Origin of the sequence: Bradyrhizobium sp. SRS-191, from assembly GCF_024586915.1 — a bacterium.
In the GTDB taxonomy this organism is placed as follows: domain Bacteria; phylum Pseudomonadota; class Alphaproteobacteria; order Rhizobiales; family Xanthobacteraceae; genus Bradyrhizobium.
Genome location: NZ_JANBVS010000002.1, coordinates 35,144 through 50,461, shown reverse-complemented (window position 1 = coordinate 50,461; position 15,318 = coordinate 35,144). Strand labels below are relative to the sequence as shown.

At 65.6% G+C, this 15,318-nt stretch carries 15 protein-coding genes; 9 read left to right on the top strand and 6 right to left on the bottom strand.

Annotation, left to right across the window (positions count from 1 at the left end; genetic code table 11):
- Positions 1-213 precede the first annotated feature (213 nt).
- Together groL and groES are read right to left on the bottom strand one after the other, a co-directional pair.
- Positions 214-1,836 carry a chaperonin GroEL gene (gene groL / locus NLR35_RS04065; protein WP_257165286.1) on the bottom strand — a complete coding sequence of 541 codons (1,623 nt, stop codon included), beginning with the start codon at positions 1,834-1,836 and terminating at the stop codon, positions 214-216.
- Positions 1,837-1,874: 38 nt separating this feature from the next.
- A complete protein-coding gene (groES, locus tag NLR35_RS04060; RefSeq protein ID WP_257165285.1) occupies positions 1,875-2,189 on the bottom strand; it encodes a co-chaperone GroES in 315 nt (104 codons plus the stop codon).
- Positions 2,190-2,411: 222 nt separating this feature from the next.
- Here groES and NLR35_RS04055 point away from each other — a divergent pair, with 222 nt between their 5' ends.
- Positions 2,412-3,509, top strand: a complete 1,098-nt coding sequence (locus NLR35_RS04055; protein ID WP_257165284.1) for a trypsin-like peptidase domain-containing protein — start codon at positions 2,412-2,414, stop codon at positions 3,507-3,509.
- Positions 3,510-3,659: 150 nt separating this feature from the next.
- Complete coding sequence (locus NLR35_RS04050) at positions 3,660-4,877, top strand: GGDEF domain-containing protein (RefSeq protein ID WP_257165283.1); 1,218 nt, start codon at positions 3,660-3,662, stop codon at positions 4,875-4,877.
- Positions 4,878-4,885: 8 nt separating this feature from the next.
- On the opposite strand, the gene NLR35_RS04045 is transcribed toward NLR35_RS04050, so the two are convergent.
- The 4 genes from NLR35_RS04045 to NLR35_RS04030 form a co-directional block, all read right to left on the bottom strand.
- Positions 4,886-5,632, bottom strand: coding sequence for an SDR family oxidoreductase (locus NLR35_RS04045; RefSeq protein WP_257165282.1), 747 nt, complete (start codon positions 5,630-5,632; stop codon positions 4,886-4,888).
- A gap of 128 nt (positions 5,633-5,760) precedes the next feature.
- Positions 5,761-6,708 carry an AraC family transcriptional regulator gene (locus NLR35_RS04040; RefSeq protein ID WP_257165281.1) on the bottom strand — a complete coding sequence of 316 codons (948 nt, stop codon included), beginning with the start codon at positions 6,706-6,708 and terminating at the stop codon, positions 5,761-5,763.
- Between the two features lie 165 nt (positions 6,709-6,873).
- Positions 6,874-8,277 carry a M20/M25/M40 family metallo-hydrolase gene (locus NLR35_RS04035; RefSeq protein WP_257165280.1) on the bottom strand — a complete coding sequence of 468 codons (1,404 nt, stop codon included), beginning with the start codon at positions 8,275-8,277 and terminating at the stop codon, positions 6,874-6,876.
- 109 nt (positions 8,278-8,386) lie between these two features.
- Positions 8,387-9,991, bottom strand: coding sequence for a DUF853 domain-containing protein (locus NLR35_RS04030; protein ID WP_257165279.1), 1,605 nt, complete (start codon positions 9,989-9,991; stop codon positions 8,387-8,389).
- Between the two features lie 324 nt (positions 9,992-10,315).
- Here NLR35_RS04030 and NLR35_RS04025 point away from each other — a divergent pair, with 324 nt between their 5' ends.
- The 7 genes from NLR35_RS04025 (at position 10,316) to NLR35_RS03995 (ending at position 15,308) form a co-directional block, all read left to right on the top strand.
- Positions 10,316-10,651, top strand: a complete 336-nt coding sequence (locus tag NLR35_RS04025; protein WP_257165278.1) for a hypothetical protein — start codon at positions 10,316-10,318, stop codon at positions 10,649-10,651.
- A gap of 23 nt (positions 10,652-10,674) precedes the next feature.
- Positions 10,675-11,082: a DUF4332 domain-containing protein gene (locus NLR35_RS04020; RefSeq protein WP_257165277.1), complete on the top strand. Its 408-nt coding sequence runs from the start codon at positions 10,675-10,677 to the stop codon at positions 11,080-11,082.
- A 79-nt stretch (positions 11,083-11,161) separates the two neighbouring features.
- Positions 11,162-12,019 (top strand): dihydropteroate synthase, encoded by an 858-nt coding sequence (gene folP, locus NLR35_RS04015; protein ID WP_257165276.1) that lies wholly within the window; start codon positions 11,162-11,164, stop codon positions 12,017-12,019.
- A complete protein-coding gene (gene folB / locus NLR35_RS04010) occupies positions 12,016-12,384 on the top strand; it encodes a dihydroneopterin aldolase (RefSeq protein WP_257165275.1) in 369 nt (122 codons plus the stop codon). The genes folP and folB overlap by 4 nt, the downstream gene beginning before the upstream one ends.
- Before the next feature lie 4 nt (positions 12,385-12,388).
- On the top strand, positions 12,389-12,880 hold the full coding sequence (gene folK, locus NLR35_RS04005) for a 2-amino-4-hydroxy-6-hydroxymethyldihydropteridine diphosphokinase (RefSeq protein WP_257165274.1): 492 nt from the start codon (positions 12,389-12,391) through the stop codon (positions 12,878-12,880).
- A 101-nt stretch (positions 12,881-12,981) separates the two neighbouring features.
- Positions 12,982-14,841: a methylmalonyl-CoA mutase subunit beta gene (locus NLR35_RS04000; protein WP_257165273.1), complete on the top strand. Its 1,860-nt coding sequence runs from the start codon at positions 12,982-12,984 to the stop codon at positions 14,839-14,841.
- A 2-nt stretch (positions 14,842-14,843) separates the two neighbouring features.
- A complete protein-coding gene (locus NLR35_RS03995) occupies positions 14,844-15,308 on the top strand; it encodes a GFA family protein (protein ID WP_257165272.1) in 465 nt (154 codons plus the stop codon).
- The last annotated feature ends 10 nt before the right edge of the window (positions 15,309-15,318 follow it).

Genomic DNA, 15,318 nt, shown 5'->3' with positions numbered 1-15,318 from the left:
CAGCGCCCCAACCGCACCTCCCGTCGACCGTCGGTCCGTCGATCAGCCGGCCGCACTCTGGCGATTGTGGCCGGCTCTGGACGAATTGCGGTCGTAGCTCCGACTAATAGCCGCGCGTTGTGGCCGATCCACGGCCGGCCGCGACGGCAACTGACTTTCTTTTGAACGACCGTGACGGGCTGCGCTTCCGCAGCCCGTCACGGCGGATCGCGATCAGAAGTCCATCGACGGCGCGGCCGCGGCTGCCTCCGCCTTCTTCGGCTTGTCGGCCACCAGCGCCTCGGTGGTAATCAGCAGCGAGGCGACCGAGGCCGCATCCTGCAGCGCGGTGCGGACGACCTTGGCCGGATCGATCACGCCGGCCTGCACCAGATCCTGGTACTCGCCGGTCGCGGCGTTGAAGCCCCAGCTATAGGTATCCTTCTCCAGCAGCTTGCCGACCACGAGTGAGCCGTCCTCGCCCGCGTTCTGGACGATCTGCCGCACCGGCACCTGGATGGCACGGCGGACGATATCGACGCCGGCCTTCTGGTCGGAGTTGGCGGTCTTGACACCGTCGAGCACCTTGGTGGCGCGCAGCAGCGCGACGCCGCCGCCGGGCAGAATGCCCTCCTCCACCGCAGCGCGGGTGGCGTGCAGCGCATCGTCGACGCGGTCCTTGCGTTCCTTGACCTCGACCTCGGTGGCGCCGCCGACCCGGATCACCGCGACGCCGCCCGCGAGCTTGGCCAGCCGCTCCTGCAGCTTCTCGCGGTCGTAGTCGGAGGTGGTCTCCTCGATCTGCAGCTTGATCTGCTGCGCGCGGGCCTCGATGTCGGCCTTCTTGCCGGCGCCGTCGACGATGGTGGTGTTCTCCTTGTCGATCACGACCTTCTTGGCGCTGCCGAGCATCGACAAGGTCACGTTCTCCAGCTTGATGCCGAGGTCCTCGGAGATCGTGGTGCCGCCGGTGAGGATCGCGATGTCCTCCAGCATCGCCTTGCGGCGATCGCCGAAGCCCGGCGCCTTGACCGCTGCGATCTTCAGGCCGCCGCGCAGCTTGTTGACGACGAGCGTGGCCAGCGCCTCGCCCTCCACGTCCTCGGCGACGATCAGCAGCGGCTTGCCGGACTGCACCACGGCTTCCAGCAGCGGCAGCATGGTCTGAAGGCCGGACAGCTTCTTCTCGTGGATCAGGATGTAGGGGTCCTCGAGCTCGACCCGCATCTTCTCGGAGTTGGTGACGAAATACGGCGAGACGTAGCCGCGGTCGAACTGCATGCCCTCGACCACTTCGAGTTCGGTGTCGAGGCTCTTGGCCTCCTCCACAGTGATCACGCCCTCATTGCCGACCTTCTGCATGGCCTCGGCGAGGAAGCGGCCGATCTCGTTGTCGCCATTGGCCGAGATGGTGCCAACCTGGGCGATCTCGTCATTGCTGGTGATCTTCTTGGCGTGCGCCTTGAGGTCCTTCACGATCGCGTCGACGGCGAGATCGATGCCGCGCTTGAGGTCCATCGGGTTCATGCCGGCGGCGACGGACTTGGCGCCTTCCTTCACGATGGCCTGGGCGAGCACGGTGGCGGTGGTGGTGCCGTCGCCGGCGAGATCGGCGGTCTTCGAGGCCACTTCGCGCACCATCTGCGCGCCCATGTTCTCGAACTTGTCCTCCAGCTCGATCTCCTTGGCGACCGTCACGCCGTCCTTGGTGATGCGCGGCGCGCCGAACGATTTCTCGATCACGACATTGCGGCCCTTGGGACCGAGCGTGACCTTCACGGCATTGGCGAGGATGTCGACGCCGCGCAGCATGCGGTCGCGCGCGTCGGTGGAAAACTTCACGTCCTTGGCAGCCATGTTCGTCGTCTCCTTTCTCGAATGACTGTCAGTTGGGATCAGGCGGCCTTCTTCGCCGCGACGGGCGTGTCGATGATGCCCAGCAGGTCGCTCTCCTTCATGATCAGGAGATCCTTGCCGTCGATCTTCACCTCGGTGCCGGACCACTTGCCGAACAGCACGCGGTCGCCCGGCTTGACGTCGAGGGCGACCTGCTGCCCCCGCTCATTCCGCGCGCCAGGACCCGCGGCGACGATCTCGCCCTCCTGCGGCTTCTCCTTGGCGGTGTCAGGAATGATGATGCCGCCCTTGGTCTTCTCCTCGGCATCGATGCGGCGCACGAGCACGCGGTCGTGCAATGGACGGAAATGCATGCACATCCTCCTTTACAGATCAGCGATGTCATAAGCCTCGGGTCCCATGAGGCCCCCGGGCGACGAACGACCTAGGAAAGCCGAACTTTTCGTTCAAGAGGGGCACGAAAAATTTTTGGCACTCGGTGGGAACGATTGCCAGGACGACCCTTGACCAGTGCGATCGTCCTGACCAGTTCTCTCAGCGCCAAATCCGCCCCCCGTCCGTCGAGGAAAAAAACGATGCAGATTCTGCGTTGTGTCCGGCCTTTGGTCCTGCTGCCGGCGATCGTGCTCTCCCTCCTGTCTGCCCCTGCCCTGGCCCAGATCCCCGACCTCAAGCTCGGCCGCGTGCCGACCCTGGCCCCGCTGGTCAAGGAGGTGACGCCCGCCGTCGTCAACATCTCGGTCGAAGGCAAGGTCCGGCAGGACAACCCGCTCTATCAGGACCCGCTGTTCCGCGACTTCTTCGATGTGCCCAAGCAGGTCGAGAAGCAGATCAGCGCCACCGGCTCCGGCGTGATCGTCGACGCCCAGCGCGGCTACGTGATGACGGCCAACCACGTCGTCGAGCACGTCACCACCGCGCAGATCCGCACCAAGGACGGCCGCAAATTCTCCGCGCGCCTGGTCGGACGCGATCCCGCCACCGACATCGCGCTGCTGCAGATCAAGGACCCGACCGAGCTGAAGGCGATCGCGCTCGGCGACAGCGACGCGCTCGAGGTCGGCGACTTCGTGATCGCGGTCGGCAATCCCTTCGGCCTCGGACAGACCGTCACCTCCGGCCTCGTCAGCGCGCTCGGCCGCACCGGCCTCGGCAAGCAGGGCTATGAGGATTTCATCCAGACCGATGCCGCGATCAATCCCGGCAATTCCGGCGGCGCGCTGATCAACCTGCGCGGCGAGCTGGTCGGCATCAACACCGCCATCATCTCGCCGGGCGGCGGCAATGTCGGCATCGGCTTCGCCGTGCCGATCAACATGGCGCGGCGGGTGATGGAGCAACTGGTCGCCAACGGCCGCGTCGATCGGGGGCGCATCGGCGTCACCCTGCTCGATCTCGACTCGGGGGCCGATGGGCGCGTCGTCGGTGCCCGCGTGGCCGATGTGGCCGCGGGCTCACCGGCCGAGCGGGCAGGCATTCGCAAGGGCGACATCATCGTGAAGGCCAACGACATGCCGGTGCGCAGCGCCACGCAGGTGCGCAACCTGATCGGTCTTACTCCCGTCGGCCAGCGCGTCCGCCTCGTGTTCGAGCGCGACCGTGCGCTCGGCAACGCCACCGTCGAGGTGGCTCCGATCGCCGAAGAGCGCGCACGCGTCCGGACGTCGGGATGAGCGGCGGATTCAACTTCCCAGCGCGCTGGCGCACGCCCGCCACGTAGAGTAAATTTTTACCGCTCGTCAATCATGGAACTAGACTTAAATACCGTCCTAAAGCCCTGTTAAGTGCCATTCCGCTTATTGCAACCCCGCGGAGGTATTGAAATGCGGGGTGATGGTCTGGCTTTCAGTCTGCCACGCTGGCGTGTGACGCGCTGGCTGGCCGACCCGGGACATCCGGTGTCATCGGACATCCGTGTCGCGTTGACCGGCGAACTCTACGGCTGCTGGTCCGTATTCGCGGGCGGCGCCGTCAACACCGTTGCGGTCGCTGCCGCGCTGGCACTGCGCACGCCGACCGCCCCCTTCATCAGCTGGTTCGTGCTCGAAGTCGTGATCTGCCTGTCCCGGCTGGTCGTGATGATCATCGCCTATCGCCGTGCGCGCGCGCAGCTATCAACGCCGACCGATATCCATATCCTGCTCGCGGTTGCCTGGAGCGCCAGCGTCGGCTTCGGCGTCGGCATCACGCTGGGAGCCGGTGACTGGATCGCGGCTTCGCTGACCTGCATCTCGTCGGCCGCCATGGTCGGCGGCATCTGCTTCCGTAATTTCAGCGCACCGCGCCTCGTCGGCACGATGATCCTGTTCAGCATCGGCCCCGTCATCCCCGGCGTGGCGTTGTCCCACGCGCCGCTGCTGTATGCGATGTATCTGCAGATGCCGGTGTATTTCCTGGCGATGACCGGCGCCGCCTTCCGCCTGAACAAGATGCTGGTCGCCGTCATGCATGCCAAGCGCGAGAGCGACGAGCAGGCGCGGCGCGATCCGCTCACGGGTTTGAACAATCGCGCCGGCCTGATCGACGCGCTGCAGAGCCGGCTCGACAGCAAGCGCTCCGGACAGGGCAGGTTCGCCGTCCTCTATCTCGATCTCGACGGCTTCAAGCCCGTCAACGACACGTTCGGTCACGCCGCCGGCGACGGACTTTTGAAGATCGTCGGCCGAACGCTGCAGGACGTCGTCTCGCCGGCTGATGTCATCGCCCGGATCGGCGGCGACGAGTTCGTGGTCGTCACCAGCGACCCGGCGATCGATCACGCCCTGGCGCTCGGCGAGCGCCTGATCGACGTCATGACGGCGCCGATCGCGCTGCCCGGCGGCGTGCGCGTCAACATCGGCATGAGCATCGGCATCGCCGCCGCGCCCGATCACGGGAGCGATCCGGAAGCCCTGTTGTTTGCCGCGGACGCGGCGCTGTACGAGGCCAAGGCGAGCGGCAAGTCGTGCTGGAGGCTGGCCTCCGCGGAGGCCAACCTCGCGGCGTTGCGTAAGGTCACAGGCGGCGATCTCACGACAAGGCCAGTGATGACGGCGGCCTGACATCGGATCTATGCGGCCGAGGTGAGCCAACGATCGAAGTGGATTGCGCCGAGCCGTGCCTGTCCAAGCGGCGTGAGCGACTGGTCGTCGATGACGGCGCCGAAATAGCCGGCCTTGGGATCGGCAACCACCTCCCGGACATCCCCTGCTGCTTTCAAACAGCGCGAGACGAAGCTGGCAAAAGGCTCCTTGTCAGGGCCGGCAATGTCGATCGTCGCATTCAGTAGCGCCTGTGTGGCGACATCCGCGAGCGCCGCCGCGACATCGGCGGCGGCCATCGGCTGGAACAACGCCGAGGGCACGACGACCTTTCCGTCGACCGCGCCGGCATCGGCGATGCTGCGCACGAACTCGAAGAACTGCGTGGCCCGCACGATCGTGTATGGCACGCCGGAGGTCTTGATCACCTGCTCCTGAGCGACCTTGGCGTGGAAATAAGCCAGATCGGACATGCGGTCGGTGCCGACGATCGAGAGCGCGACGTGGTGCTTGACACCGGCGGCTTTGCCGGCGGCAACCAGATTGCGGCTCGAACGCTCGAAGAACGCGAGCACCGCTTCGGGACTCCAATCGGGCGCATTCGAGACGTCGACGACGACATCAGCGCCCTGGAGTGCGCGATCAAGGCCCTCGCCCGTCACGCTGTTGACACCTGATTTCGGTGACGCCGATACGGCGTCATGACCTTGCGCCACAAGCCGCGCCACCAGCTTCGATCCGATCAGCCCCGTGCCGCCAATAACAACGATCTTCATGGGTTCATCTCCTGATGGCTCAAATCTCACACTCGCACGAAGGCGAGCGCGGCGACGGGAGTGTTGCCTGGACGGCGCTTGCGCTCTTGCCTCGGACCGGCGCGAATTGTCGAAAACCGCCCTGGATGTCAGTGAGTATCCTGCGCCGGGATGCGTCTGCTCGTCGTATCGCCGTTCGACCGGCGCCAGCGGCTCGGACTGATCCCGACCAGCCGCGTGAACGTCCGTGTGAAATGGCTCTGGTCGGCAAAGCCGACCTCGAGCGCAATCATTCCCAAGCTGAGCTCGCCACGGACAAGAAGATCGCGAGCCCGCGCGACCCGGCGTTGCAGCAGCCATTGATGTGGAGCCACGCCGACCGACTTCTTGAAGGCCCGCGCGAAGTAGCTCGGCGACAGGTCCAACTCCGACGAGATGTCCTCGAGCAGGATGTTGCCGGAGAGCCTCGCCTCGATCAGACCGCAGGCGCGGCGCACCTGCCATGGCGCAAGGCCGCCCGGCAACAGGGCTGCCGGTTCGCCGCAGCGGCCATATGTGCGCACCACATGAGCGGCGATCGTCATCGACAAATGATCGACAAACAGCCGATTGGCCTCCGACGGCCGTCCCAGTGCCTCACCCATCGCATTGCTGAGATGTCGCATGATCGGGTCGTCGACACCCACGGCGGGCTCGTAGGACAGCTCGCCGACGGAGGCCATGAACATCTCGCGGGCCGTGACATCGATGACCTCGCGCGACAGACGAAAGAAGATCGAATGAAACGGCTTGTCGATCACGTAGCAGGGCGCGCGCTTCATGTCGTAGAGGTAGGTGCCGCCGGCGAAGATGTCCTTCTTGGCAACCGCACGCCCATTTTCCCAGCATTCGCATTCGGGATAGTCGCGAAACTTGACGCTGACCATGTAGGCGTCGTCAGGCGGAAGCGGATTCGACAGGCCCTTCTGCGGATGGTCCGACCGGCATTCCGCGGCGACCAATGCACTATCGGCGAATGCCCGAGTGACGAGTGTCGGTGCCTGTTCGAGTCGCAGGCCTACCTTCAATCGCTTGCCAAAAGTCTCAGTTTCGACCATGGCCCCTTCCCTGCCGATCAAGGTTGCATTGTACCCCAATCGGACGAGGAAGGGACTCTCTGTCGCACCCGGACGCCGCCGCTCACGGCATTGCTACCGGTCGATCAGCACCATCAGACGGTCACAGCGGCTGTTTGCAGGAACGCAGCCGCTGGAGTTCCATGACTACCGCGGCATCTCCGCGAGCGCCGCGAGGATGCGGGCCCAGGAGCGGATGCCCTTGTGGTAGCTCTTGAGGTCGTACTTCTCATTCGGCGAATGGATGTTGTCGTCGTCGAGGCCGAAGCCCACCAGTAGCGAGTCCAGGCCGAGCGTCTTCTTGAAGTCGGTGACGATCGGGATCGAGGCGCCCGAGCCCATCAGGATCGTCTCCTTGCCCCACTCCTCGGTCAGCGCCTGCTTGGCGGCGGCGAGCGGCTTCATGGTCCAGTCGAGCGCGATCGCGGCGCCTGCCGAATGATCGCCGAACTCCACCGAGCAGTCAGCGGGAATGCGCGCCGACACGTAGTCGCGGAATGCCTTGCGAATCCTGAGCGGATCCTGGCCTTCGACGAGCCGGAACGAGACCTTGGCATGGGCCAGCGACGGGATCACCGTCTTCGAGCCCTCGCCGATATAGCCGCCCCAGATGCCGTTGATGTCGCAGGTCGGGCGCGACGAGATCTGCTCGATCAGCAGGCGATCCTTTTCGCCGGCGGGGATCGACAGACCGATCGGCTTGAGGAAGCTCTCCGGCGTCAGGTTCAGCTTCTTCCACTGCTCCAGCACTTCCGCCGGCACATCCTTCACGCCGTCATAGAAGCCAGGGATGGTGATGCGGCCGTCGGCATCGAACAGACCGCCGAGCACCTCGGTCAGCACGCGGATCGGATTGCGCGCACCGCCGCCGAACACGCCCGAATGCAGGTCGCGATTGGCGGCCTTGATCTTGATCTCTTCGTAGAGAAGACCACGCAACGATGTCGTAATCGCCGGCGTGTTCGGGTCCCACATGCCGGTGTCGCAGACCAGCGCGAAGTCGGCCTTGAACTCATCCTTGTTGGCTTCGAGGAACGGCACGAAGTTCTTCGAGCCGACCTCCTCCTCGCCTTCGATCACCACGGTGATGTCGAGCGGCAGCGACCCCGTCACCTTCTTCCAGGCGCGGCAGGCCTCGACGAAGGTCATCAGCTGGCCCTTGTCGTCCTCGGCGCCGCGCGCGACGATGATCTTGCGGCCGTCAGCGTGATCGGTCACGACCGGCTCGAACGGCGGGCGGTGCCACAGGTCGAGCGGATCGACCGGCTGCACGTCGTAATGGCCATAAAACAGCACGTGCGGCTTGGCCGCGCCATGACCGTTGCTCTTGCCGACGACAGCGGGATGACCGGCCGTCGGACGCACCTCGGTGGCGAAGCCGAGCGTCGCGAGATCCTTGGCGAGATGATCGGCCGCCTGCTTGCAATCGTCAGCGAAGGCCGGATCGGCCGAGATCGACTTGATACGGATCAGCTGGAACAGGCGGTCCAGGCTGTTGTCGAAATCGCCATCGATGTGATCGAGAACGGATTGAAGCTGCGCATTGGCCATGACCAAGAGATCCCTTCGCTATTGACGCGTGTTGGCTCGCTTGTAGCCCCGTTGCGCGGTCGGGACCAGCGTGATGCCGCGAGCATCACGCTGGCGATGACGGGATGGCTCAGCGCCGCAGCAATCCGCCGAGCGCGCCGCGCACCAGGGAACGGCCGATCGAGCCGCCCAGCGAGCCGCCGACCTGCTTGCCGAGATCGGCCGCAATGCCGCCCACCACCTTGTCGGTGACCTGGCGGGCAACGTTGCGCGCGATGACCTGCGTGGTCGACAGCTGGCCGCGCTTGACGTTGGTGCCGAAGATCGTCGCGGCGATGTCGCCGATCTTGCCGAGCACGCTGCCGGAGCCGGGCTCCGCCGTCGCCGTTCCAGCGATCCGCTTCTGCAGGATCTCGTAGGCAGATTCGGCGTCGATCTCGGTATCGTACTTCCCCTTGACCGGGCTCGCCGCGATGATCGCCTTGCGCTCCTCCGGCGTGACCGGCCCGATCCGCGCCGACGGCGGCCGGATCAAGACACGTTCCACCATCGCGGGCGTGCCGTTGCCTTCGAGGAAGGACACCAAGGCTTCGCCCTTGCCGAGCTCCGTGATCACCTTGGCGGTGTCGAGCTTTGGATTCGGACGGAACGTGTCGGCAGCCGCAGCGACAGCCTTCTGATCGCGCGGCGTGAACGCGCGCAGCGCGTGCTGCACGCGATTGCCCAACTGACCGAGCACGCGATCGGGAACGTCGAGCGGGTTCTGCGTGACGAAATACACGCCGACCCCCTTCGACCGGATCAGGCGCACGACCTGCTCGATCTTGTCCAGCAGCGCCTTCGGCGCGTCGTTAAACAGCAGATGCGCCTCGTCGAAGAAGAACACCAGCTTCGGCTTGGTGACGTCGCCGACCTCCGGCAGCTCCTCGAACAGCTCGGACAGCATCCACAACAGGAAGGTCGCGTAGAGCCGCGGGTTCTGCAGCAGCTTGTCGGCAACGAGGATGTTGATCATGCCGCGGCCGTCGCGGTCGGTCTTCATGAAGTCCGTCAAGGTCAGCGCCGGCTCGCCGAAGAACTTGGTGCCGCCCTGGTTCTCCAGCACGAGCAGCTGGCGCTGGATGGTGCCGACGGTGGCGCGCGTGACGTTGCCGAACGATTGCGCGGCCTTGCGGATCGGCGCCAGCGGATCAGCCTCCCCATCCGCGCCCTTCTTGGCTTCGGGAATGATGGCGTCGAGCAGCGCGCGGAGATCCTTCATGTCGATCAGCGCAAGCCCATTCTCGTCGGCGACACGAAACGCGACGTTGAGCACGCCTTCCTGAACGTCATTCAGGTCGAGCATGCGTGCCAGCAGCAGCGGCCCCATCTCGGTCACGGTGGCGCGCACCGGATGACCCTGCTCGCCGAACACGTCCCAAAATACCGTCGAGAACTGATCGGGCTGATAGGTCAGTCCGAGTTCCTGCGCTCGCTTGACGATGAAGTCCTTGGCCTCGCCGGTCTGCGAAATGCCGGAGAGATCACCTTTGATGTCGGACGCGAAGACCGGAACACCGGCGCGGGCGAAGCCCTCGGCCATCACCTGCAGCGACACCGTCTTGCCGGTGCCGGTTGCTCCCGTCACCAGTCCATGACGGTTGGCGAGTGCAAGCGTCAACCAGGCCGGCTGCTCGCCGGCACCTACGAGGATCTTGTCGTCGGTATCAGCCAGTGATTTTCCGGATGGTGCCATGTGGATCCGTCTCTCGAGAATGATTGTTTCGCATCGCACGAGGTGCCGCGCATCGCGTACGGGGTAACATACTTTAGTTTCACCGGCTGGAACCAGCGCCAGGGTGCCTCACCTCTTTGCGAAGTCACCCTATCATCGGTGCAACGTGCAGTTTTGATCGGTAGATTCAACATCGGGTCTTGCATCGCTGCAACAGTTCATCCGCGATCGCGAATCGATTCGCGCGCCGAGCTTGCTCGTCGCTTGTAATTCACGGATCGCCCGATCAAGATGAATTCAGCGAGGACGTCCGGTCGTGGGGGACCGGATGAAGACGGGGTTCACATGAACGAGCTGATTGAGCCGCTGGCCAGAACGGCCGGCATCGATGGAGCCGTGGCTGGACAGACAAGATGTTTTTTCTCGGAGCATCTTTTCATCGACCATCTTCTTGCTCAGGTCCTTTGCAACGACAAGCCAGAGCTGCGGTTTGTCACCGGGACGATCCCGGCCAACGACATACCGGCCAACGACATCCCCGCCAACGACATGGCGGCAGACGATTTTGCCGCAGACGACCGGCTCGCCCTTGAACTTTCCCGGTTCGACCACGACCAAACCGGAACGGACCAGATGATCAGGATGCGGTTGGGCACGCGAGGCCTGAACCAGTTTGTTTGAAGCACCTTCGCGCGCCGAGTATCATGACATATCCGATCACCGAACTCGAAGGCATGACGACCTTCTATGCCTCCAAGCTGAAAGCTTTGGGCATCCGCACCACCGACGCATTCCTCGAGGCTGCCCGCACCGTGAAGGGACGCAAGGCGCTCGCCGCCAAGACCGGGATCAGCGAACAGCAGCTGCTCGATTGGGCCAATGGCGCCGACTACATGCGCATTCCCGGCATGGGAAAGGCCAAGGTTTGCCTGGTCCGCGCCGCCGGCGTCACCACCGTTCGCGAGCTGGCGCATCGCAACCCGGCGCGGCTGGCGCAGAACATCAAGGAAGTGAACACGCGGCGGCAACTGGTTCGCATCCTGCCCTCGGAAAAATCCGTCGGCCAACTGATCGAGAAGGCGCGCCGGCTGGAGCCGAAAATCAGCTATTGAGCGGCCTCCGGCCGGCTGCAACAGCCTTGTGCAGCGCGACACCTTGACTTGGGGGTGGCAACCGCGCAAAGCGGCGGCCATGAGCGCAATTTTGCCGCACCCCGCTACGGACCTCATCGCGAGCCACCCGCTGCTGCGGCCGTGGCTGGCGCGGCCCTATCCCGCGGTCATGGGCATCCTGAACGTCACGCCGGATTCCTTCTCCGATGGCGGCCGTTTCAATGCGCCGGACCGCGCGATCGAACAGGCCAAGGCCATGATCGCGGCCGGCGCCGACATCATCGATATCGGCGCCGAATCGACCCGCCCCTACAAGGGCGCGGAGCCGGTGAGCGCCGACGAGGAACTGGCGCGGCTGCGGCCGGTGCTGGCCGAGATCGTCGCACTCGACGTGCCCGTGTCGATCGACAGCATGAAATCTCGAGTTGTGGACTTCGCGCTCGATCATGGCGCGCGCATCGCCAACGATGTCTGGGGCCTGCAGCGCGATCCGGCGATGGCCGAGGTGGTCGCCGCGCACGGCGCTCCGGTCGTGGTCATGCACAACCGCGATGCCGTCGATCCGGAGATCGACATCATCGACGACATGCTCCGCTTCTTCGCACGCTCGCTCGACATCGCCGCCAAGGCCGGCATTCCCGTAGGGAATGTCGTGCTCGATCCCGGCATCGGCTTCGGCAAGACGCCACAGCAGAGCATGACGGCGCTTGCCAGGCTCGATGCCTTCGCGCGCTTCGGCCTGCCGCTCCTGGTCGGCGCCTCGCGCAAGCGCTTCATCAGCACCGTGGTTGCATCCGAGCCGCGAGAGCGGCTCGGAGGATCGATCGCGGCGCATCTGATCGCGGCTCGGCACGGGGCTGCGATCATCCGGGCGCATGACGTCGCCGAGACGGTTCAGGCCGTGCGCGTGGCCGCAAGCATCGAGGCACTGGGATGACCGATACGATTTTCATCAAAGGCGTCCTCATTCATGCCCGTCACGGCGTGATGGAGCATGAGAGCGAGGTCGGCCAGCGCTTCGTCATCGATCTCGAGCTCTATACGGACCTGTCGGACTCCTCCCGCAGCGACCGCCTCGCCGACACCGTCTCCTATTCCGACGTGGTGGAGACGGCGACCGCCGCCTTCAAGGATACGAACTACCGGCTGCTCGAACGCGCGGCCGGCGCGGTGGCCGATGCGATCCTGGCAAACTTCGCCCGCATCCGCGCGCTGAAGGTCACCGTTCACAAGCCGCATGCGCCGATCGCCGCGATCTTCGAGGATGTCGGCATCGTCCTGACCCGCTCGCGACATCCGTGACGCCATGGCCAGCGCGCTGATCGCCCTCGGCGGCAATGTCGGCGACGTCAGGACGACCTTTCAGCACGCCATTCCCGAGATCGTCCGGCGCGCCCAGGCCACGCTCACGGCGCGCTCCTCGGACTACATCACCCCGCCCTGGGGCGAGGAGCAGCAGCCGCCCTTCATCAATGCCTGCATCGCGATCGACACCGCGACGGCGCCGCGTCCCCTGCTCGCCATCCTGCACGAGGTCGAGCGCATGTTCGGCCGCAATCGATCGCAGGAGACGCGATGGGGCCCGCGCACGCTCGACCTCGATCTCATCGCCTATGACGATGTGAGCCTGGGCACGCCCGATCTCACGCTGCCCCACCCGCGCCTGTTCGAGCGCGGCTTCGTGCTGGTGCCGCTGGCGGAGATCGCCGGGGATCGCAGAATTTCGGGCCGCCGGGTCGACGAGGCCCTTGGCGCGGTTTCGCGCGACGGAATCCGGCCGCTGCCCTCAGCCGAATAGCTGACATTCCCGGCCAAACAACCGTTTGGCTTCGCGTTCCCGACGTGGCATTTTGCGCCACAATCATCGCGATAACAGACGTTTGGGGAGACACGGGCCGCATGACCACCGACACCGAACAGCTGCGACTGGCCGCCGATTTCGCGCCGGCCAGCGAGGCGGACTGGCGCAAGCTGGTCGATGGCGTGTTGAAGGGCGCGGCGTTCGAGAGGCTGGTCGGCAAGACCTATGACGGCCTGAGAATTCAGCCGATCTATCCGCGCGCCAAGGGCGCCGCAGCCGTGGCCGGCCGCGCCCCCGCGGCAGCGTGGCAGATCATGCAGCGCGTCGATCATCCCGATCCAGCCAAGGCCAATGCACAAGCTCTGCTCGATCTCGAGAACGGCGCGACCGGGCTGACGCTGGTGTTCGCCGGATCGAGCGCGGCGCATGGCTTCGGCCTCGCCGCCACGTCCGACGCGGTGGCGCGCGCGCTCAATGGCGTGCATCTCGACGCTGCGATTGCGATCGAATTGCAGGCCGGTGACGCTTCGGCTGCCGCACTGCTCGCGGACACCATCAAGCAGCGCGGAGTGAAGCCGGCGGCTTGCGACATTCGGTTCGGCCTCGATCCGATCGGCGATGCGGCGAGCCGCGGCGCGAGCGCCCATGATGCGTCGACGCTCGGCGGCAACTCGGGCGCGCTCGTCAAGCAGCTGCACGAGGCCGGCTTCAAGGGCCCCTTCCTCGCCGCGGATGGCCGCGTCGTACACGACGCCGGCGGCTCGGAAGCCCAGGAGCTCGCTTTCGTGCTCGCCTCCGGCGTCGCCTATCTGCGCGCGCTCGAGACCAGCGGCCTCGCACTCGAGACCGCGCGCGACATGATCTTCGCGCGCCTTGCGGCCGACACCGATCAATTTCTCACGCTGGCGAAATTCCGCAGCCTGCGCCGGCTGTGGGCGCGCATCGAGCAGGCCTGCGGTCTTGAGGCGAAGCCGCTCTTCATCTCCGGTGAGACGGCATGGCGCATGCTCACCCGGCGCGATCCCTATGTGAACATGCTGCGCGCCACCATCGCGACCTTTGCCGCCGGTCTTGGCGGTGCCAATGCCGTGACCGTCCTGCCGCACACCGCCGCGCTCGGCCTGCCCGATGCCTTCGCGCGCCGGGTCGCGCGCAACACGCAGCTGGTGCTGGTGGAGGAAAGCAATCTTGCCCGCGTCGCCGACCCCGCCGCAGGCGCCGGCGGCATCGAGGCGCTCACGAACGAATTGTCCGGCACCGCCTGGACGCTGTTCCAGGACATCGAGAAGACCGGCGGCATCGTCGCCGCGCTGCAGGCCGGCCTGATCCAGTCCAAGGTCGCCGCGGTCAAGCAGGCGCGCGACGCCAACATCGCCAAGCGGCGCGACGTCCTGACCGGCGCCAGCGAGTTTCCGAATTTGAACGAGGCCGAGGTCGCCGTCGAGGCCGTCGCGCCGCAGGCTCCGCTCCCCCTGGCCAAGGCTGCGCTCAGCTTCGCGCCGCTGACACCGATCCGTCTTGCGGATGCGTTCGAGACGCTGCGCGACCACTCGGACGCGCTTCTGAAGAGCAAGGGCCGGCGACCCCAAGTGTTCCTCGCCAATCTCGGCTCGGCTGCGGACTACACCGCGCGCGCGACCTTCGCCCGCAGCTTCTTCGAAGCCGGCGGCATTGCCGCGGTCGATGGCCAGGGCGGCTCGGATCCAGCCGCGCTTGCGGAAGCCTACCGCGCATCCGGCGCCGCAATCGCCTGCCTGTGCTCCTCGGACAAGGTCTATGCCGACGCCGCGGTTCCCGCAGCCAAGGCCCTGCAGGCGGCCGGCGCGCACCATATCTATTTGGCAGGCCGCAGCGGCGAGCAGGAGGCTGCGCTGCGCGAGGCCGGGATCGGCAGCTTCGTGTTCGCCGGCGGTGACGCGCTGAAGACGCTCGAAGACGCCTATACGCATCTGGAGTGAGCATGACCGAAGCCAGCAAACCCGTCCTCACGGGCGGCTGCCAATGCGGCGCGGTCCGCTACGCGCTGATGTCGGCACCTACGCGCGTGAGCATCTGCCATTGCCGGATGTGCCAGAAGGCGTCGGGCGCACCGTTCGCGTCCTTCGCCGACGTCAACCGTGAGAATTTCGCCTGGACCCGCGGCACGCCGGGAACGTTCCGCTCGTCCTCGATCGCCGACCGCTATTTCTGCGCCGCCTGCGGCACGCCGCTCGGCTTCGGCGCCATCGACGGGCCGCGGATCGAGATCATGACAGGCACTTTCGACCGGCCCGACCGCGTCGTGCCGACGCGGCAGTTCGGCTCGGAATCCCGGCTCGGCTGGGTGGTCGCGATCGCCAATCTTCCGAGCCAGACCACGCAGCAGAATTACGGACCGGACAAGATGGCGACCATCACGAGCCATCAGCATCCGGATCATGATTGAACGCTGACCG

Bases quoted from the DNA above. Each gene is read 5' to 3' on its own strand.
- groL (WP_257165286.1), bottom strand. From the start codon at position 1,836: ATGGCTGCCAAGGACGTGAAGTTTTCCACCGACGCGCGCGACCGCATG.
- groES (WP_257165285.1), bottom strand. From the start codon at position 2,189: ATGCATTTCCGTCCATTGCACGACCGCGTGCTCGTGCGCCGCATCGAT.
- NLR35_RS04055 (WP_257165284.1), top strand. From the start codon at position 2,412: ATGCAGATTCTGCGTTGTGTCCGGCCTTTGGTCCTGCTGCCGGCGATC.
- NLR35_RS04050 (WP_257165283.1), top strand. From the start codon at position 3,660: ATGCGGGGTGATGGTCTGGCTTTCAGTCTGCCACGCTGGCGTGTGACG.
- NLR35_RS04045 (WP_257165282.1), bottom strand. From the start codon at position 5,632: ATGAAGATCGTTGTTATTGGCGGCACGGGGCTGATCGGATCGAAGCTG.
- NLR35_RS04040 (WP_257165281.1), bottom strand. From the start codon at position 6,708: ATGGTCGAAACTGAGACTTTTGGCAAGCGATTGAAGGTAGGCCTGCGA.
- NLR35_RS04035 (WP_257165280.1), bottom strand. From the start codon at position 8,277: ATGGCCAATGCGCAGCTTCAATCCGTTCTCGATCACATCGATGGCGAT.
- NLR35_RS04030 (WP_257165279.1), bottom strand. From the start codon at position 9,991: ATGGCACCATCCGGAAAATCACTGGCTGATACCGACGACAAGATCCTC.
- NLR35_RS04025 (WP_257165278.1), top strand. From the start codon at position 10,316: ATGAACGAGCTGATTGAGCCGCTGGCCAGAACGGCCGGCATCGATGGA.
- NLR35_RS04020 (WP_257165277.1), top strand. From the start codon at position 10,675: ATGACATATCCGATCACCGAACTCGAAGGCATGACGACCTTCTATGCC.
- folP (WP_257165276.1), top strand. From the start codon at position 11,162: ATGAGCGCAATTTTGCCGCACCCCGCTACGGACCTCATCGCGAGCCAC.
- folB (WP_257165275.1), top strand. From the start codon at position 12,016: ATGACCGATACGATTTTCATCAAAGGCGTCCTCATTCATGCCCGTCAC.
- folK (WP_257165274.1), top strand. From the start codon at position 12,389: ATGGCCAGCGCGCTGATCGCCCTCGGCGGCAATGTCGGCGACGTCAGG.
- NLR35_RS04000 (WP_257165273.1), top strand. From the start codon at position 12,982: ATGACCACCGACACCGAACAGCTGCGACTGGCCGCCGATTTCGCGCCG.
- NLR35_RS03995 (WP_257165272.1), top strand. From the start codon at position 14,844: ATGACCGAAGCCAGCAAACCCGTCCTCACGGGCGGCTGCCAATGCGGC.